The sequence below is a fragment of the Halarchaeum grantii genome (assembly GCF_014647455.2).
Lineage (GTDB): Archaea > Halobacteriota > Halobacteria > Halobacteriales > Halobacteriaceae > Halarchaeum > Halarchaeum grantii.
This window is the reverse complement of sequence record NZ_BMPF01000003.1, coordinates 437,882-456,687: the sequence shown is the minus strand read 5'-3', so window position 1 is coordinate 456,687 and position 18,806 is coordinate 437,882. Positions and strand designations below refer to the sequence as shown.

The following is an 18,806-nucleotide window of genomic DNA, read 5'->3' as shown; positions in this document are numbered from 1 at the left end:
GCATGACGGACGGACGCTCGGGCGCCTCGCGGCGCTCCTTCCTCGCGACCGGTGCCGCGCTCGGCGGCACCGCGCTCGCCGGCTGTCTCACCGGCAGCGGAAGCGGCGAGAACACCGTCAAACTCGGCATCATCGAGGACCGCTCCGGGAACTTCGCGCTCAACGGCACGCCGAAGTACCAAGCGAGCATGCTCGCCATCGAGGAGCTCAACGAGGAGGGCGGCATCCTCGGCAACGAGATCGAGACGTTCGCCCCCGACCCCCAATCCGACAACCAGCGCTACCAGCAACTCACCCGCCAAGCCATCAACGAGGAGAACGTCGACGCCCTCTGGGCGGGCTACTCCTCCGCGACCCGCGAGACCATCCGGCCCATCATCGACCAGAACGAACAGCTCTACTTCTACACCACGCAGTACGAGGGCGGCGTCGCCGACTCCTACACCTTCTGCATGGGCGCGACCGCGCGCCAGCAACTCGGCAGCGTCTTCCCCTACATGGTCGAGAACTTCGGCTCCGACGTCTACACCATCGCCGCCGACTACAACTTCGGCCAGCTCTCGGCCGACTGGGTGCGCGTGCTCGCCGACGAGCACGACGCGAACGTCATCGGCGAGGAGTTCATTCCGCTCTCCGTCACCGACTTCGGCTCCACCATCAACAACATTCAGGACGCCGACCCCGACTTCGTGATGGCGCTCCTCGTCGGCGCGAACCACACCTCCTTCTGGAGCCAGCGGAGCTCCGCCGGCCTCGACATCCCGATGGGCACCTCCACCGTCATGGCCCAAGGCTACCAGCACAAGCGCCTCGACGCGCCCGCGATGAAGGACGTCTACGGCGGCTTCAACTACATGGAGGAGCTCCCCACCTCCCGGAACGAGGAGTTCGTCAGTCGCTTCTACGAGAAGTTCCCAGAGGCCTCCTACATCAACGAGGAGGCGGTGAACAACTACTTCTCCATCAAGATGTACGCGCAGGCCGCCGAAGCCGTCGGCTCCACGGATCAGGCCGACATCATCGAAGAACTCGAGAAGGGCATGGACGTCGCCGCGCCCGAGGGTGACATCTCCCTGCAGGGGCCCGTCCACCACATGACGCACAACATGCGCGTCTTCCACTGCGACGAGAACCACAACATCACCGTCAAGGACGAGCAGATGATCCCCGAGCAGTTCCTCTCCGAGACGGTCGACGTCGACCTCGCTGAAGAGGACGAGACCACGCAGTACGTCCCCGCGAACTTCTACGAGGAGGCCGACACGACGAAATGAACCCGCTCAACCTGCTGTTCCAGTTCGCGGATAACTTCGCGTTCGTGGTGCTCTCCGCCGTCGGCCTCGCCGTCATCTTCGGGATGATGGGCGTCATCAACCTCGGCCACGGCGAGTTCATCATGATCGGCGCGTACGGCACGACGCTCGCGTCGAACGCCGGCGCACCCCTCCCCGTCGCGATGATTTCCGGCATCGTCCTCGCGGCGATACTGGGCTTCGTCGTCGAGCGCGTCGTCGTCTCCGGCGCCGCGATCAACTGGGTGAGCGAGCGCGCCCTCGGGAAGTCCGTCGTCGAACCGCTCTACGGCCGCCTCCTCGACTCGATGGTCGCGACGTGGGCGATCGGCCTCGTGCTCACGCAGGGGATGCGCATCCTCTTCGGGAACTCCATCGCGCAGGTCGCCACACCCCTCGGGAACGTCGCCTACGGCGCGTTCTCCTACTCGACGTACCGCATCCTGCTCGCCGCCGTCGCCGTCCTCGTGCTCGGCGCGATGTACGTCGTCTTCACGCGCACCGAGTTCGGCATCCGCGCCCGCGCCACCATTCAGGACGCGGACACCGCGCGCTCGCTCGGCGTCGACACCGACCGCATGTACACGACGACGTTCGTCATCGGCTCCGCGCTCGCCGGCCTCACCGGCGCGCTCTACGCGCCGACGCTCACCGTCGTCCCCGGCATGGGCTCATCGTTCCTCGTCGAGGCGTTCGTCGCCGTCGTCATCGGCGGCCCCTCGGTGCTCCTCGGGACGACGCTCTCGGGCGGGCTGCTCGGCGCCATCGACGCCGCGTTCACCAACCTCTTCGGGACGTTCGCCGGCCAGATCGCGATGCTCGTCGCCGCCGTCGTCGCCATCCGCCTCCTCAGCGGCGGCCTGACGGGCCTCGTCGAGGACGTCCGCAACAGAATGGAGGGCGAATAGATGGGGCTCGGTGAGCGCTTCGACCGGCTCGTCGACCCCTTCGAGGGCCCGAACACCTTCGGGAACACGCGGACGTTCTGGGTCGGCTTCGCCCTCGTCTTCGCCCTCCTCGTCGGCTACCCCATCGGCTTCGGGAGCTACGCCGCCTCCAGCGCCGCGCTCTACCTGCTCTACGCGATCCTCGCGCTCTCGCTCTCCGTCGTCTGGGGGTACACGGGCATCCTGAGCTTCGGGCAGGTGGTCTTCTTCGGCATCGCCGGCTACACGTTCGGCATCGTCAGCCTCAACCTCACGAGCGCCGTGACGACGATGCTCGCGCTCCCCCTCGCCGTCGGGCTCGCGACGCTCGCCGCGTTCGTCCTCGGCTACTTCATGTTCTACGGCGAGGTCCGGGACGTCTACGTCACCATCCTCACGCTCGTCGTCGCCATCGTCCTCAACACGTTCATGGCGCAGACGGCGGGCGCGGAGTGGTCGGTCGGCTCCGTCGCGCTCGGCGGCTTCAACGGCATCCCCGCCATCCCGAACCTCACGTTCGGCGTCGGGGGCGCCGCGCTCACCCTCGACGGTAGCTCGTTGTACTGGTTCACGCTCGTCGCGCTCCTCGCCGTATACCTCGGCCTGCGCGCGCTCGTGAACGGGCGCTTCGGCTACGCGATGGTCGCCGCCCGCGAGGACGCCGACCGCACCGAGATGCTCGGCTACGACGTCCGGCGCATCAAGCTCCTCGTCTTCTCGCTCGGCGGCGCGCTCGCCGGCTTCTCCGGCGTCCTCTACGCCTCGTGGGGGAACTACATCAGCCCGACCGTCTTCGGCATCACCTTCGCGTCCATCCCCGTCGTCTGGGTGACCGTCGGCGGCCGGCGCTCGCTCCTCGGCGCCGTCGTCGCCACCGTCGCCATCGAGTGGTTCCGCCAGCAGCTCTCCGTCACCGGGAGCCAGTACGCGATGGTGGTCGTCGGCGTCGTCCTGCTCGTCGCCATCCTCTTCGTCCCCGAAGGCATCGTCCCGCGCGCCCGCGAAGCCGTCGTCGCCGTCCGCGAACGCGCGCAACGCACCAGCGATAGCGACACCATGGAGGGAACCCCCGAATGACCACGACAGACACCGACTCCACGGCACCCGATACGTCCGGCCGCAAACCGCCCGCCGTCGCCGCGACCGGCCCCGGCACGGACACGCTCTTGCAGACCGACGGCCTCACGAAGCGCTTCGGCGGCTTCACCGCCATCGACGGCGTCGACTTCGCCGTCGAGGAGGGCCAACTACGCTGTCTCATCGGCCCGAACGGCGCCGGGAAATCCACGCTCCTCAAGCTCATCACGGGCCGCCACGAGGCCAGCGAGGGCGCCATCTACTACGACGGCGCGGAGATAACCGACCTCCGGCCGAACGAGCGCGTCGATCAGGGCATCGGCATGAAGTTCCAGGTGCCCTCCGTCTTCGACGACCTCACTGCGTTCGAGAACATGCGCCTCCCCATCCAGCGCGTCGTCGACGGCGACCTCGAACCCGCCGTCCGCGACGCCCTCGAACGCGTCGACCTCGGCGGGCAGGCCGAGACGCTCGCGGGCGAGCTCTCGCACGGTGAGCAGGGCCGCCTCGAAATCGGGATGGCGGCCGCGCTCGAACCCGACCTCCTCCTCCTCGACGAACCCGTCGCCGGCCTCTCCGTCGAGGAGCGCGACGAGGTCGCGGAGCTCGTCACCGACCTGAACGCCGACGGCATCGCGTTCATCGTCATCGAGCACGACGTCGACTTCGTCGCGGACATCGCCGACGACGTGACGGTGCTCCACCGCGGCGCGGTGTTCCGCGAGGGCGACATCGAGGCGATCCGCGACGACGACGAGGTGCGGCGCATCTACCTGGGGGGTGAGTGAGCGGTGCTCCTCGAGTGCGAGGACCTCTCGGTCGCCTACGACACCACGCTCGTCCTCCGCGACGTCGACCTCCACGTCGAGGCGGGCGAACTCGTCGGCGTCATGGGGAAGAACGGCGCCGGGAAGTCCACGCTCATGAAGACCATCATCGGCCTCCTCGAACCCGAGTCGGGCGCGGTCCGCTATCGCGGCGAGGACCTCGCGGGCACCCCGCCGGACCGCCGCGCGCGCGCCGGCATCGGCTACATCCCGCAGGGCCGCGACGTCTTCCCCGACCTCACCGTCGAGGAGAACCTCCTCGTCGGCGAGGGCGTGAACGACGCGAGCACCGATGACCTCTACGACGAGGTGTACGACTACTTCCCGATACTCGAGGAGCGGCGCACGCAGAAGGCGGGGACGATGAGCGGCGGCCAACAGCAGATGCTCGCCATCGGCCGCGCGCTCGTCGGCAACCCCGACCTCCTCCTCCTCGACGAGCACAGCGAGGGCGTCCAGCCCTCTATCGTCGAGGAGATCAGCGAGAACCTCCGCGAGCTCAACGCCGACCTCGGGACGACCGTCCTCTTCGTCGAGCAGAACCTCGGCGCGATCCAGGACATGGCCGACCGGTGTTACGCGATGAAGCGCGGGCGCATCGTCGACGAGGTGGGCGCGGACGCCCTCACGGACGAGGACGCCATCGCCTCCTACCTCGCCGTCTAGGTCGGATCGCCGCCTCGCGAAGGCTCTTTGTTCGGCGCGTCGAACCCCGCGACGATGCCCGCCTACCCCACCATCGACGACGCGCCCTCGGAGACGCTGCCCGAGAAACTCGAGTTGCTCGCGGCGCGGGACGTCACGGCCGTCTTCTTCTGCGAGGGCCGGCGCCTCGACGAGCACGCCGCGCACGCGGTGGCGGCCGTCGAGGCCGGCCACCTCCTCGGCAACCACGCCGACACGCACACGCACGCCAGCGACCTCTCGGTCGGGGCGTTCCGCGAGGAGGTCGCGCGCACCGACGCGCTCCTCGACGACGTCTACGAGCGCGCGGGCGTCGAGCGCCCCGCGAGGCTCTTCCGGTTCCCCTACGGCGACCGGGGCGACGAGCACGCCGACGACTTCCAGGAAGTCCTCGAGGAAGAGGGCTTCGTCGGGCCGGACGCCACCGCGTTCGCGTACGACTGGTACGACGACGAACACGCGGGCTACCGGGACTGGGGGTGGACGCTCGACGTCGCCGACTGGGAGGTCGAGACCCCGGAGGCGATGCGCGAGAACGTCGCTGCGGAGTCCGAGCGCCTCGCGAGCGAGCCGAACGATCTCCTGCTCTTCCACGACGGCGGGAACACGGTCGCGGCGTTCGAGGCGTACCTCGACGCCCTCGACGCGCACGGCGTCGCGCTCGGTGACCCACGCGACCTCCTCTGAGCGGGTGCGGGTTCTGCCAACCCAACGAACACCATAATATACCGTGTGGAAAAAGACCTATTAGTGTTGCGTTCGTCCAATAGAGTGAACAGAAGATGTCGAGTGGCGCCCCAAATACAGAATTCAAAAATCGTTCGTCAACTTCGTCGTCGGGCAGTGAGTTCGTCACCACCGTCGACGACGAGCGGGGCCGGACCCTCGACATCACCGGCTATCACGGCCGCCTGAGCGCCGACGTCGTCGACGACCTCACCGGGATGTACGTGACGTTTGACCACGCCGACCGCGCGCAGGGCCTCCCGCCGCTCGGGAGCGACGCCGTCCGCTCGTGGCTCGAGCGCCTCGGCGACCTCGGCGCCCACCACGTCGTCGTCCGCCACGACGGGACGCCCGCCGCGCACGCCGTCCTCGTCCCCGACTCGGAACGCGACGACGGCACGCGCGAACTCGCCATCTTCGTCCAACCGGACTATCAGGGCGCGCGCGTCGGCACGCACACGATGCGCGCGCTCTTCGCGTTCGGCCGCGAGCGCGGCGTCGACACCGTCTGGCTCCACGTCGAGAAGTCGAACGCGCCCGCCGTCGCGCTCTACGAGCGCTACGACTTCGAGGTCGTCGCCAAGCACGCCCTCGAGTTCGAGATGCGACGCGAGCTCGACTGAACCGCCTCGAACGCGTACGGATCCATTTAGCTCCAGTAGAGCGTCGCTTCGTCCGCCTCGACGTCCTCGACGAACGACCCCTGACCGCCGACCGTGTGGACGTCGCCGTCGTCCGTCTCCACCACGAGCGACGTCTCCACGGGGAAGGAGTTCGTCGCGGGTTCGAGCAGCGACTGGCGCACCTCGACGACGCGGCCGTCGAGCGTCACCGCGTCGCCGGGGTCGCGGACGAAGTGGCCCTCGACCGTGACGCGCAGACCGTCGCCCTCGCGGCGATGCAGCGTCGCTTGCAACACGGCGTTCCGGAAGTCCACGTAGGTCGCTGGGAGGTCGTCGCGCGCCGTCGTGTACACCTCGCTCGCCATCGGGAAGTAGTTCCCGAGGAAGGAGCCGACGATGACGGGGCCGAGTTGGGGCTGCTCGAACGCGATGGCCTGCTCGTCGCTGTTCGAGCGCGCGAGCATCTCGCTCGGCGCGACGACGCATCCGCTCTGGTCGACCGTGAGCATCGTCGGCATCGGCTGCTCCCAGACGCGCGCGACCGACGCGACGCCGTCGAGGTCCGCGTCCGCCCCCGGGTCCGCGTCCGAGACGAGCAGGAGGACGAAGACGCCGCGTTCGACGGCGTCCCGGAGGTCCTCGCGGACGGCGTCGAGGTGCGTGGCCGGCACCGCGAGCGTGATCTCCGACTCCGCGCGCGAGACGAACTGTGAGAGGCGCTTGAGCACCGTCACGCGCGACTTCACCACCTCGAACTCCTGCGTGGGCGCTTCCGGTTGGGAGTAGTAGGTCTCGAGCGCGGGCGCCATCTCTTCCACGTCGTCCGTGAGCGAGGCGCGCACCTCCTCGGGCGGCCGGGCGCGTATCGTCGTCGGCACCGCGTGGTCGTTCACCTCGACGAAGCCGCGCTCCTCGAGCTCCTCCGCGATGCTGTAGACGTAGCGCTTCGAGGTCCCCGCCTCGTCCGAGACGGTGCTCGCCTTCGCCTCCCCGAGTTCGAGTATCGTCAGGTAGGTGTCGACCTCCTTCTCCGAGAGGCCGAAGCGCCTGAGCAGGGTTTCGACGTCCGCTGAGTCCATACCGGGGGATGGGCGTGCGAGGGTTGTATACCCCTCGGTGATCGCTACTCGCGCGCCGCGAAGACCGCGACGGAGTCGACGGCGAGGCCGGCCGCGACGCGCGCGTCCGCCCCCGAGACGAGGTCGGTCGCGTCGACGGCGCGCTCGACGTCGACGACGGCCTCGCCCGCACCGAAGTGGAGCGCGACGACGAGCGTCTCCTCGTCGCCCTCGCGGGCGTAGACCGTCACGTCGTCGGCGTCGCCCGACTCGCAGGTGTGTGCGACGCGTTCGACGGCCGCGGCGGGCGCGCGCAGGGCGTCGTGCTCGTCGCGAAGGGCGACGAGGCGGCGGTGGAACGCGGTCAGGTCGGCGTCGCCGTCGTACCACCGCATCGGGCCGCGGTAGTCCGCGACGCCGCGCTCCTGCCCGTAGTAGATCATCGGGACGCCCGGGAGGGTGAACGTCGCGCCGACGGCGGCGCGCAGCGGCGCCTCACCACACACCTCCGTATAGCGGTCCTCGTCGTGGTTCTCCACGTAGCGCATGTGCGCGGCGTCCGCCGGGAACCCGTGGCGACGCGACGCGTCGAGCGCGTCGAGGACGGCGTCGGCGGGCGCCTCCCCTGACCCGACGTCGCGGAGCGCCTCGTAGAAGTCCGTGTCGTAGTGGACGTCGAACTCGTCCTCATCGAAGTCCACCTCGCGGGGCACCGTCTCGTCGAGGAGGAGGAAGTCGGCGTCGTCGGCTTTCACGCGGGCGCGGACCTCCTTCCAGAAGCCGTGCGGGACGCCCCACGCGACGTCGCAGCGAAAGCCGTCCACGACGTCCGCCCACTCGTCGACGACGTCGAGCATCCACGCGCGGACGGCGAGCGAGTCGTAGTTCAGGTTCGGTATCTTCGCCCAGTTGAAGTAGTGGCCGGGCGCGTCCGCGCCCGCCCAGTCGACGTCCGTCGTGTCCTGTTCTGCGGGGACGCGCTCGTAGTGCTCGGCGTACGCGGGGACGCCCGCGCGGTGGAGGTGGAAGGCGGGGTGGTCGCGCGACGTGTGGTTGATGACGAGGTCGAAGAGCACCCTGATGCCGGCGTCCCGGAGGGTCTCGACGAGCGACTCGAACTCCGCGCGCGTCCCGAGGTCGTCGGCAGTGTCGAAGAGGTCCGTGATGTGGTAGCCGTGGCGGGTCGGGCTCGCGCAGACGGGCGTGAACCAGACGGCGTCGACGCCGAGATGCGCCAGATAGGGGACGCGCTCCTCGATCGCTCCGAAGGTCGTGTCGAGGTCCGCGCCCGCGAACTCGCGGACGAATATCTCGTAGATGGTGGCCTCACGTACCCAGTCGGGCGCCCCGCCGGGGTCCGAGAGGGCGACGTCCTCGCCGTCGCGTTCGATTTCGAGCGTCGCCGCGACGCCGTGGCGCTCGGCGACCGGGACGGCGTGCAGGCGCGCGTGGACGGGGATGGCGTCGAGGGGGACGCGGAGTTCGGCGCCGTCAACGGTCGCGTCGGCGCGCGAGAGCGCGTCGCGGTCGTCGAACGCGAAGACCGTTTCGGGGTCGCGCCCGTTCGGGGCGGCCTCGGCGGCCGCGCGCACGACGAGTTCGTCACCGCGTACCGCCGCGTCGAGCGAGACGCGGGGCCGGCCGGGCCCCTCGACGACCACCTCGTCGGCGGCGAAGGCGTCGAACTCGCCGTCGACGGCGAAGAGCGCCTCGTGCGTCCCCGGTTGGAGCGTCGTCTCGTAGACCCACGCGTCGTCGTCGGCGCTCCGCTCGGCGGTGAGCGTCCCCATCGTGAAGTCGTTGAACGCCCCGTAGACGGAGACGAACTCGACGGCCGCCGGGTCGGCGTCGACGTCGTCGTCGGCGACGCGGAACGTGACGGGTTCCTCGACGACGTCGTAGGCGTGGACGGTCTGGACGTGCGTGCCGTCCGGGGCGTCGAGTTCGAGTTCGTAGCGGCCGGGAGCGTCGGGTTCGAGGGCGACGACGGGCGCGTCGCCGACGCCGGCGTCGCTCCCGCTGGGGCGCTCGCGGAGGCGCCAGCGGTAGGTGGCGTCGGGGTCGGGGTTTCGGGGGGCGAGGTCGACCGTCTCGCCGACGTCGACGAACCGGGGTGGCCCGGGGTGGTGCATACACGTCCGCTCGCGGGTCGGTCACTTGGAGCCAGCGATTCCGGAAATCTTAGAGATACTATTACACCATATCTATTAGACCCCCGGCGACCAACTACGGCCATGCATCTCCGCGACGCGCTCCGCGACTACAAGCGCCACCGCGACCATGACAGACGCTTCCCCGGCGAACGCCGCACCACCGACGGCCGCTTCACCGGCCACGACGGGCGCCTCATCCACATCGATTCCTCGGGTGCCGTCCGCGACCACAGCTATCCGCTCGTCGGACACAGCGGCATCGCACGCTCGCGCTTCGGCGTCCGCACCGACGAGGCGAGCGACCCCGAGTGGTTCGACGCCGCGAACGCCACCCAGCGCTACGTCGACGACACCGCGCTCGTCGAGACGACGCACGAGACTGCCCACGGCACCGTCGTCCAGTACGACTACGCCGACGGCGCGCGCCACCGCACCCACTTCGACCTGCGCGACGCCGACGGCGTCGACATCGTCTGCTACGTCGAGTTCACCCCCGACGGCCGCGCTGACCGCCTCGCCCAACTCCACCACGGCGACGCCGTCGAGGTCTATCACGCCGACGAAGCCAACTACCTCGCGAGCGCCACCGGCTTCCACACCGTTCGCGGCGACGCGACGGAGTTCGGCGCCGTCCTCGGCGACGACCCCCGCGACTACCCCCGCGAGCGCCCCGAGGGCCGCTACGACGACGCCCTCCTCACCGGCGCCGTCCTCGGTGTCGTCCCCGGTGACGGCGGCCACGCCACCCTCGCCACCCTCCTCACCTCGCGCACCGAGACGCCGCGCGACGATGCGCTCGCCGCCATCCGCGACGCCGCCGACGCGGACGCACAGACGCTCCGCGACGCCGCGCACACCGACGCCGGCACCGGCCCCGAGAACGCGGGCGACGCCGCCGACGCCGTCGCCACCGACCTCCGCGTGCTCGCCTCGCTCACCGGGGCCACCGGCCTCCGCATCGCCGGCCCCGACTTCGACCCCCACTACGTCCACTCCGGCGGCTACGGCTACGCGTGGTTCCGCGACGACGCCGAGATCTCGGGCTTCCTCCGTACCGCCGACCGGCGCTTCGACCTCGGCCTCGAGGAGTGGTTCGCGCGGAGCGCCGACGCCTACGCCGCCGCCCAGCTCGACGACGGCACGTGGCCACACCGCGTCTGGGCGTTCGACGGCTCGCTCGCGCCCGGGTGGGCGAACGGCCGCCTCGAAGCCGGCGACGGCCACAACTATCAGGCCGACCAGACCGCGAGCGTGCTCAGCTTCCTCGCGGACTACGACGACGGCGACTACGCGGACGTCGTCGCGGCCGGCGTGGACGGCCTCGACGCCTCCCTCGCCGCCGACGGCCGCCCCGAGACCTGCCAGAACGCGTGGGAGGACATGACCGGGCGCTTCACGCACACCGCCGCGACGTTCCTCGACGCCTACGCCACCGTCGCGGCCGAACGCGACGACGCCGTCGGTTCACGCGCCCGCGAGCACGCCGACGACGTGTACGACGCCATCGACGACCTCTGGGTCGAATCGCGCGGCGCGTACGCCCTCCGCGAGTACGGCCCCGAGAGCCCCGAGGACGGCCTCGACGACCGCCTCGACTCCGCGACGCTCGCGCTCGCGAGCGCCCATCGCGCCTACGCCCGCGTCGGCGACGTGGACGCGACGCGCCGCGACCGACTCGTCGAGCACGTCACGACCGTCCTCGACGGCCTCGAACGCGACGCGGGCGCCGTTCGCGGCCTCGTTCGCTACGAGGGGGACGCGTGGCGTCAGCGCGAGCAGGGCGGCGAGAAGATCTGGACCGTCTCGACCGCGTGGGGCGCGAACGCCGCCGCCGAACTCGCCGCGCTCTGTCGCGCCGCCGGCGACGAGCGCGCCACCGCCCTCGACCGGCGCGCCCGCGAGTTGCTCGCGCTCGTCGCGCCGGGCGGTGCCCTCGTCACGGAGGCCGGCCACCTCCCCGAGCAGGTCTTCGACGACGGGACGCCGGACTCCGCGACGCCGCTCGGCTGGCCGCACGCCATCCGGAGCGCGACGCTCGCGCTCCTCGAGGGCGACGAGCGCGCCGCCACCCCGGACGGGCACGTCGAATAGACGGGCAGCCGCGTCGCCCGTGGCCGTCGCGTGCGGGAGAAGGAATCGGAACGCGGACCGGCGGCCGTCACGCCCGTGCGACGGGACCGCTCAGGCGGGAATCGTCCGTTCGTCGCGCTCGTCGCCCTCGGCGTCCCCGTCGTAGAGGAGGGAGTCGCCGGTGCGGGCGTCGAAGAGGTGGACGTCGCGCTCGTCGAAGGTGACCTGAATGCGGTCGTCCATCGCTGGTTCGACGTCGGCGTCGACGCGCGCGATGAAGTCCGGGCCGAGGTCGAGATAGAGGTAGTTGTCGCTCCCCACGGGTTCGACGACGTCGACGACGGTGTCGATGCCGCCGGAGTCGACGACGCGGACGTCCTCGGGGCGGACGCCGAGATGGATGTCCTCGACGCCAGCGTCGGCGACGCGGCGCGCGCGCTCGCCCGAGAGGTCGTAGCGCACGCGGTCGTTCGAGAGCGTGACGCCGGAGTCGTCACCCGACGCCACGACCGGGAGCGTGTTCATCGAGGGCGACCCGACGAAGCCGCCGACGAACTCGTTGCGCGGGCGCTCGTAGACGTCCTTCGGGCGGCCGGTCTGCTGGAGTTCGCCGCCGTCGAGGATGGCGAGGCGGTCACCCATCGTCATCGCCTCCTCCTGGTCGTGCGTCACGTAGATGGAGGTGACGCCGAGTTCGTCCTGGAGGCGCTGGATCTCCGTGCGCATCGTCGTGCGGAGCTTCGCGTCCAGGTTCGAGAGCGGTTCGTCGAAGAGGAAGACGTCGGGCTCGCGGACGATCGCGCGCCCGAGCGCGACGCGCTGTTTCTGCCCGCCGGAGAGCTCCCCGGGCGTGTCGTCGAGGAGCTCCTCGATGCCCATCATCTCCGCCGTCTCGTCGACCTTCTCGCGGCGCTCGGCCTTCGAGAGGTCGGTGCTCATCCGCAGGCCGAACGCCATGTTCTCGCGGACGGTCTTGTGCGGGTAGAGCGCGTAGTTCTGGAACACCATCGCGACGTCCCGGTCGCGCGCGTGCAGGTCGGTGACGTCCTCGCCGCCGATGCGGATCGAGCCGCTCGTCGGACTCTCGAGGCCCGCGATCATGCGGAGGGTGGTCGACTTCCCGCATCCAGAGGGGCCGACGACGGTGACGAACTCGCCGTCCGCGACGTCGAGCGAGACGTCGTCGACGGCGACGATTCGCCCGTTGTCGAACTCTTTTCGGAGGGTGTCGAGCGTGACGGTTGCCATCCCGAGAGAGGTTGACACGTGAAGATATAAATCTTCCCCCGTTACCATCATGTGGGAAGTAATATTACATAGGACTTCATAGACGGTGGCGAGGCCCGGCTCGACTCGTCCCCGATGGCTCGCTTACTCGCCCCGGACCGCCGGCAGAGACGTCTCAAACGCCCGTATTCTCGCTCCACAGACCCCAGAACCGAAGAATTTAATATACGAACTACAAACACAACTAACGTTCATCCATGACATCGAACCGCAGGGAGTTCATCGCCGGAGTCGGAAGCGCCAGCGCGCTCGTCGCGTTGACCGGATGCGTCGGCGTCCAGCAGTCCGAGAGCACCCCCTCGGGCGACGCGTCGAGCGACGGCGGCGACACCACGACCGAACGGGGCGGGACGGCGACCGCGTGGTACGCGCTCACCGACACCGAGCAGCCGCTCCGCGAGGACGCCATCACCGCGTTCAACGAGCAGTCGCCCCACACCGTCGAGGGCGCCGACATCTCCTCCATGGAGAAGAAGACGACGAGCGCCATCCCCGCCGGACAGGGCCCGCAGTCCTTCGAGCACGCCCACGACTGGGTCGGCGACTACACCCAGCGCGGCTTCCTCGCCGACCAGACCGGGGAGCTCGACGTCTCGCTCGACACCTTTACGAGCGCCGCCGCCGACGCCGTCCAGTTCGACGGGCAGATCGTCGGCCTCCCGCACGCCGCCGAGACGGTGACGCTCATCTACAACACCGACATCGTCGACGAGCCCCCCGAGACCGTCGCCGAGATGGTCGACGTCATGGCGGACTACCACGACCCCTCGAAGAACCAGTACGGCCTCGGCTACCCCTTCAACCCCTACTTCACGAGCAGTTGGCTCCAGGCGTTCGGCGGCTACTACTTCGACGCCTCGAAGGACGACATGCTCGGCATCGACAAGGACCCCGTCGTCGAGGGCCTCCAGTTCGCCCTCGACAACTTCAAGCCCTACATGCCCAACGACCCCACCTACGAGCCACAGGCGTCCATCTTCGCCTCCGGCAACGCCGCGTTCGCCATCAACGGCCCGTGGTACCTCTCCACCCTCAACGAGAAGGGCGTCAACTACGAGGTGACGACGCCGCCGAAACCCGAGGGCGGCGAAGCCAACCCCTACACGGGCGTGAAGATGTGGTACTTCTCGAAGGCGATGCGCGAGGGGGGCCCCGCCACCGAGGCCGGCCGCTCGTTCGTCGAGTGGTTCGCCACCAACGAGGACCACATCCTCCAGCGCGCCGAACAGCAGGGGAGCATCCCCGTCCTCGCCAGCCTCGTCGGCAGCGACGACCTCCCCGGCGAAGTCAAGGCCTTCTCCGAAGCCGTCGACCAGGGCACGCCGATGCCCACCCACCCGAAGGTCAACAAGGTCTGGCCGCCCGTCGAGAGCGCGCTCATCAAGGCGTTCAACGGCGACGCGACGCCCGAAGCCGCGCTCTCGCAGGCCGCCGAGACGGTCCGCAGCAACTGGGAGTGAGCGATGTCGGCCATCTCGACCGTCGGCGACCGGGTCGCTGACGTCCCCTTCCTCGAGAAGCGGGACCTCTCGCTCCTCCTCGTCCTCCCCGGGCTGTTCGTCTTCGCGGCGTTCATGCTCTTCCCGGTGCTCTACCTCGTCGGCATCTCGTTCACGAACGCCGCGCCCGCCAACCTCTTCGCGGGCGACGGGGCCTTCTCCGTCCTGACGTTCGGCGAAGCGACGTTCGTCGGCCTCCGGAACTACGTGAGCGTCCTCACCGACCCGCAGTTCTGGAACTCCTTCGGCATCACGTGGCTCTTCGTCGCGACGAGCGTCGCGCTCAAGCTCTCGCTCAGCATCACCATCGCGCTCGTCGTCACCAGCGACCGCGTTCGGGGCAAGCGCCTCATGCGCTCGCTCATCGTCCTCCCGATGGGGCTGCCCGCCATCTTCACCATCACCGTCTGGCGCGGCATCTTCAGCTCCGCGCAGTTCGGCCTCGCGAACCAGCTCCTCGGCTCCGTCGGCATCGAGGCCATCGCGTGGCTCTCCGGGCGCTGGACCGCCTTCATGGCGTACAACGTCACCGAAGCGTGGCTCTCCTACCCCTTCATGGTCATCATCACCGTCAGCGCGCTCCAAGACGTCTCCGAGGAACTCCACGAAGCCGCGAAAGTCGACGGCGCCGGCTACCTCTCCCGCTTCCTCCACGTTACCGTCCCCTCGATCAAGCGCCCCGTCCTCTTCGCGGCCATCCTCACCGCCGCCGCCTCCTTCCAGCAGTTCCTCGTCCCCTACGTCTTCAATCAGGGCGGCCCCGCGCGGGCGAACGAACTCATCGTCGTCTACGGCTACCGCGAAGCCCTCTCCTTCTCCGAGTACGGACGCGGCGCCGCAATCAGCCTCATCGCCGTCGTCTTCATCGGGACGTTCATGTGGCTGAACGTGAAGCGCGGCCGCCTCGCCGAGGGGGTGTCCGAACAGTGAGCATCCTCGGCGGCATGGCCGGCAAACTCGGCGAGGGCGCCCGCACGCTCGTGCTCGCTCCCGTCGAAACCGGGCGGGACGCCGTCTACACCCTCAGGCGGATCCGCGCCGGCGAGCAGTCCCCACGCGGGCCCGCGAAGTCGCTGCTCGCGACGGTCGGCGCGCTCGCGCTCTGCCTCGCGCTTCTCTTCCCCATCTACTGGATACTGATGGCCGCCCTCTCCAGCACCGGCGGCTCCATCTACTCCTCGGGCGGCCTCGCACTCGTCCCCGCGAACCCCACCCTCAAGTCGTTCCTCTGGGTCGTCGGCGACCTCATCGTGCCCGCGTACACGGTGCTCCTCAACATCCCGGGGACGGAGCTCGCGCTCGCGTTCCACACGCCGAAACTCGTGTTGCTCGACGTCTCGCGCTACGGCATCGAGAACCCCTCGGCGTTCAAGCACTTCCTCTGGAACAGCATCACCGTCTCCGTCCCCACCGTCCTCATCTCGATGGCGCTCGTCGTCCCCGCCGCCTACGCGCTCTCGCGTCGCCAGTTCATCCTCCGGCGCAAGGTGCTCTTCGTCTACGTCCTCATGACGCAGGTCGGGGGCGGCCTCGGCATCGCGCTCCTGATCGGTCTCTACACCGTCTACGTCCAGTTCGGCATCAACGACAACAAACTCGCGCTCTCCGTCTACTACGCCGCGACCGCCGTCCCGTTCAACACGTGGCTGTTGAAGACCTACATGGACGGCATCCCCACCTCCTACGAGGAAGCCGCCATCGTCGACGGTGCGCCGACGTGGCGCGTCGTCACGGAGGTCATCCTCCCGCTCTCCGCGGCCGGCCTCGCCACCGTCTTCATCTTCACCTTCCTCACCGGCTGGACGGAGTTCGTCGTCGCCCAGACCCTGCTCGGCACGCAGAACTACACCCTTCCCGTGGGGCTCTACTCGCTCGTCAGCGAGTACTCCATCCCGTGGGCGCGCTTCTCCGCGTTCGCACTCACGTTCGCGCTCCCCATCATGCTCGTCTACCTCGTCGCCCAACGCTACATCGAGGGCGGCCTCTCCTTCAGCGGCATGGAGGGCTAACGCCCCCACAGTCGCCGCGTGGCGGACCGAGGGACACGTTCCGGGCCCATCGACACTGCGGACATCGCAGGAGTCCACACGGGCTCAGAGCGTCGAACGGCCGAACGGCGGCGATTCGATGCCGCTCGCGCCGGTCACGGGCCTGACTCGCGACGCGATTCTTCCAAAACCCGTTCCTGAGACTCGAATCGACCAGTATCTCCCAGTTCGACCGAAACAAAAGCACGCACGACCCCCGCAAGACCCCGCGTCCAGTCCGATTCGAGTGGTCGGTCGAGCGCGTGAGCAGGAACGGGAGACGCCGTCTCGAGTGGGGCTGTGCGTGCGCCGTCCGCGGTGACGCCTCGGGAGGGCTACAGCTGCATCGCGCCGTCCTCGGTGACGACGGTGTCGAGGAGTTCGATCGGCGTCTCGTCGTAGCTCGGGTTGAGCGCGGAGAACCCGTCCGCCGGCTCCCGAAGCACCTCGGCGGGCGAGCGGAGCGTGTTCTCGAAGACGAAGTCGGAGCCGATGAACTTCATCGAGGAGCCGACGACGGTCACGGGGACGTCGTGGTAGTCGGCGGCGGTGACGATGGGGAAGGTGCCGACGCGGTTGTAGACGACGTCGTCGACGAAGCAGTTCATGCCGACGAGGACGCGGTCGCACTCGTCGAGGCAGTAGCCGGCGGCGCCGTCGACGACGACGGTGACGTCGATGGCGTCGTGGTCGGCGAGCCGGCGCGCGGTCCGCCGCCCGAGGAAGCGCGGTCTCGCTTCCGTGACGTAGAGGTCGAGCGTCAGCCCGTCCTCGAGGGCGTGTTCGAGCGTCGCGATGACCGTCGAGGAGCTCTCGTGGGTGAGGACGGTGTCGCCGTCGGAGAGGGTTCTGGCGGCCTCCGCCGCCGCTCGCTCCTTGCTCGTCTGGACGTCGGCGACGACGTCGCGAATGGTCGTGCGGAGTCTGGCGGTCATCTCCTCGACGTCGGTCGGCTCGGGCTCCGTGACGCGCTCGAGAATCCGCTTCTGGGTGGTGTGCAGGAGCGTGTGCGATGGGCTCGCGCGCCGGAGCGCGTTGCTGTTGCGCTCGAGCGACCGGAGCCCCTCCTCGACCGTGTAGTGGTCGCGGTGGACGAGCTCTTCGAGCGCGCGGGCGGCCTTGACAGCGACGACGGAGGCGCTCTGCGACCGCATCTCCTCGATGTCCTGTACCGCCTCATCAATCATGTAGGTGGATCGGGTTTCCACCGTTAAGGATTTGTCCCCTCCCGAATCGGCCGGCTGATGGCCGACGAGACGCGCTCACGCCCCGCGCCGTCGACCACCCGGCCCCGTGGTCAGCGCGCGTCAGTTCCAGGGCGCCCACTCGGGGTCGATGAGGCGCTCGCGGTCCTCGATGGCGTCGATGGCCGCGACCTCCGAGGCGGTCAACTCGAGGTCGCGCGCGCCGTAGTTATCGGCGATGTGCGCGCGGCCCGTCGCGCGCGGGACGGCGGCGACGTTCTCCTTCGAGAGGAGCCACGCGAGCGCGACCTGATACGGGGAGGCGTCGTGGGCGTCGGCGGCCTCGACGACGGGGTCGAGGTCGGCGACGCGGCCCTGTGCGACCGGGGAGTAGGCGACCGCCCAATAGCCGTGTTCGCGGGCGTCCGCGCGGAGTTCGTCCTGCGGGAGGAGCGGATGCATCTCGAACTGGTGGGCGGCGATCGGGACGTCGAGGACCTCACGGGCTTCCTCGAGGTGCTCGGGGAGGAAGTTCGAGACGCCGATATGCTCGACGAGTCCGTCGTCGTGGGCGTCCTGATAGGCGCCGAGGACGGCCTCGGCGTCGTAGACGCCGGTCGGCCAGTGGACGTAGAGCAGGTCGACGTAGTTCGTGCCGAGGCGTTCGAGACAGCCCTCGATGGCGTCCCGGACGTCCCCGGGGGACTCGGGGACGTCGTGGTGGACGGTCTTCGTCGCGAGGAAGACGTCCTCGCGCGCGACGTCCGAGTCCGCTATCGCGGCGCCGACATACTCCTCGTTTTCGTAGACCTGCGCGGTGTCGATGTGCCGATAGCCGACGTCGAGGGCGGTCTTGACGGCGTCGTAGCGGCCCTCCTGGTCGTCGTCGGTGTACGTCCCGAGTCCGAGGCGCGGCATCTCGATGGGCATACGAATCGAATGGGGTGCCGGCGGCTTGAACCCCCGGACTCCGGTGGGTTCGTCCGTGTACGGCGCTCGGCGAAGAGTTATTACTGCTGGAGACTAATCAGATCGATATAGTGATGGAGGGAGGGACGCGCTCAGTGGTCGGTACCGCCGCCCACTGGAACGTCCGGACGCCGTGTTGAACAGCGGCGTCTACTCCTTCTCGATGATGGTCGCGGGCTGTATCGGCCTCTGCGTCGGCTGCGTCATCTTCCTCAACGAACTCATCGGGGACCCGATGGCCGTCGTACAGGGCATCGAGATCATCTCGTCGTCGACGCTCACGGTCGCCGCGATCATCGTCGGAATGAGCTTCCTCACGATGGCGTTCGGCGCGTTCGTCTTCATGATCGCGCGCTCGAAGCACCGCCGCCACCTCCGGCATATGCGTTGAGACGGGCGATAGC

At 69.1% G+C, this 18,806-nt stretch carries 17 protein-coding genes; 12 read left to right on the top strand and 5 right to left on the bottom strand.

Translation table 11 applies throughout. From position 1 onward, the window contains the following. The first annotated feature begins 2 nt into the window (after nt 1–2). From IEY12_RS12105 to IEY12_RS12075, 7 genes are all read left to right on the top strand, one after another. Complete coding sequence (locus IEY12_RS12105) at nt 3–1,274, top strand: urea ABC transporter substrate-binding protein (RefSeq protein ID WP_188883967.1); 1,272 nt, start codon at nt 3–5, stop codon at nt 1,272–1,274. Next, nucleotides 1,271–2,200 (top strand): urea ABC transporter, permease protein UrtB, encoded by a 930-nt coding sequence (gene urtB / locus IEY12_RS12100; protein WP_188883966.1) that lies wholly within the window; start codon nt 1,271–1,273, stop codon nt 2,198–2,200. The genes IEY12_RS12105 and urtB overlap by 4 nt, the downstream gene beginning before the upstream one ends. After that, nucleotides 2,201–3,295: an ABC transporter permease subunit gene (locus tag IEY12_RS12095; protein ID WP_188883965.1), complete on the top strand. Its 1,095-nt coding sequence runs from the start codon at nt 2,201–2,203 to the stop codon at nt 3,293–3,295. Further along, a complete protein-coding gene (locus IEY12_RS12090; RefSeq protein ID WP_188883964.1) occupies nt 3,292–4,083 on the top strand; it encodes an ABC transporter ATP-binding protein in 792 nt (263 codons plus the stop codon). Before IEY12_RS12095 ends, IEY12_RS12090 begins: the two co-directional genes overlap by 4 nt. A gap of 3 nt (nt 4,084–4,086) precedes the next feature. Then, entirely contained in the window at nt 4,087–4,788 is a 702-nt protein-coding gene (locus IEY12_RS12085) for an ABC transporter ATP-binding protein (RefSeq protein WP_188883963.1), read from the top strand. 54 nt (nt 4,789–4,842) lie between these two features. Then, nucleotides 4,843–5,493, top strand: a complete 651-nt coding sequence (locus tag IEY12_RS12080; RefSeq protein ID WP_188883962.1) for a polysaccharide deacetylase family protein — start codon at nt 4,843–4,845, stop codon at nt 5,491–5,493. Between the two features lie 95 nt (nt 5,494–5,588). Continuing rightward, nucleotides 5,589–6,155: a GNAT family N-acetyltransferase gene (locus IEY12_RS12075; protein ID WP_188883961.1), complete on the top strand. Its 567-nt coding sequence runs from the start codon at nt 5,589–5,591 to the stop codon at nt 6,153–6,155. Between the two features lie 26 nt (nt 6,156–6,181). On the opposite strand, the gene IEY12_RS12070 is transcribed toward IEY12_RS12075, so the two are convergent. Continuing rightward, nucleotides 6,182–7,234: a TrmB family transcriptional regulator gene (locus IEY12_RS12070; RefSeq protein WP_188883960.1), complete on the bottom strand. Its 1,053-nt coding sequence runs from the start codon at nt 7,232–7,234 to the stop codon at nt 6,182–6,184. Nucleotides 7,235–7,278: 44 nt separating this feature from the next. Next, nucleotides 7,279–9,345, bottom strand: a complete 2,067-nt coding sequence (locus IEY12_RS12065; protein WP_188883959.1) for an alpha-amylase family glycosyl hydrolase — start codon at nt 9,343–9,345, stop codon at nt 7,279–7,281. Between the two features lie 102 nt (nt 9,346–9,447). Here IEY12_RS12065 and IEY12_RS12060 point away from each other — a divergent pair, with 102 nt between their 5' ends. Continuing rightward, on the top strand, nt 9,448–11,457 hold the full coding sequence (locus tag IEY12_RS12060) for a DUF7997 domain-containing protein (protein ID WP_188883958.1): 2,010 nt from the start codon (nt 9,448–9,450) through the stop codon (nt 11,455–11,457). Nucleotides 11,458–11,547: 90 nt separating this feature from the next. Here the strand turns inward: IEY12_RS12060 and IEY12_RS12055 are convergent, their stop codons facing one another. Continuing rightward, nucleotides 11,548–12,684, bottom strand: a complete 1,137-nt coding sequence (locus tag IEY12_RS12055; protein ID WP_188883957.1) for an ABC transporter ATP-binding protein — start codon at nt 12,682–12,684, stop codon at nt 11,548–11,550. Between the two features lie 236 nt (nt 12,685–12,920). On the opposite strand from IEY12_RS12055, the gene IEY12_RS12050 reads away from it, so the two are divergent. Genes IEY12_RS12050 through IEY12_RS12040 form a run of 3 tightly spaced genes read left to right on the top strand, consistent with a single transcriptional unit; the run spans nt 12,921 to nt 16,231 of the window. Further along, nucleotides 12,921–14,183 carry an extracellular solute-binding protein gene (locus IEY12_RS12050; protein WP_188883956.1) on the top strand — a complete coding sequence of 421 codons (1,263 nt, stop codon included), beginning with the start codon at nt 12,921–12,923 and terminating at the stop codon, nt 14,181–14,183. Nucleotides 14,184–14,186: 3 nt separating this feature from the next. Further along, nucleotides 14,187–15,152 carry a carbohydrate ABC transporter permease gene (locus tag IEY12_RS12045; protein ID WP_188883955.1) on the top strand — a complete coding sequence of 322 codons (966 nt, stop codon included), beginning with the start codon at nt 14,187–14,189 and terminating at the stop codon, nt 15,150–15,152. Further along, nucleotides 15,149–16,231, top strand: a complete 1,083-nt coding sequence (locus IEY12_RS12040) for a sugar ABC transporter permease (protein WP_188883954.1) — start codon at nt 15,149–15,151, stop codon at nt 16,229–16,231. The genes IEY12_RS12045 and IEY12_RS12040 overlap by 4 nt, the downstream gene beginning before the upstream one ends. A 353-nt stretch (nt 16,232–16,584) precedes the next feature. On the opposite strand, the gene IEY12_RS12035 is transcribed toward IEY12_RS12040, so the two are convergent. Together IEY12_RS12035 and IEY12_RS12030 are read right to left on the bottom strand one after the other, a co-directional pair. Further along, complete coding sequence (locus IEY12_RS12035; protein ID WP_188884031.1) at nt 16,585–17,436, bottom strand: eIF2B alpha/beta/delta subunit family protein; 852 nt, start codon at nt 17,434–17,436, stop codon at nt 16,585–16,587. A gap of 120 nt (nt 17,437–17,556) precedes the next feature. Then, nucleotides 17,557–18,363, bottom strand: a complete 807-nt coding sequence (locus IEY12_RS12030; RefSeq protein WP_188883953.1) for an aldo/keto reductase — start codon at nt 18,361–18,363, stop codon at nt 17,557–17,559. 172 nt (nt 18,364–18,535) lie between these two features. On the opposite strand from IEY12_RS12030, the gene IEY12_RS12025 reads away from it, so the two are divergent. Continuing rightward, complete coding sequence (locus tag IEY12_RS12025; RefSeq protein ID WP_188883952.1) at nt 18,536–18,793, top strand: hypothetical protein; 258 nt, start codon at nt 18,536–18,538, stop codon at nt 18,791–18,793. The last annotated feature ends 13 nt before the right edge of the window (nt 18,794–18,806 follow it).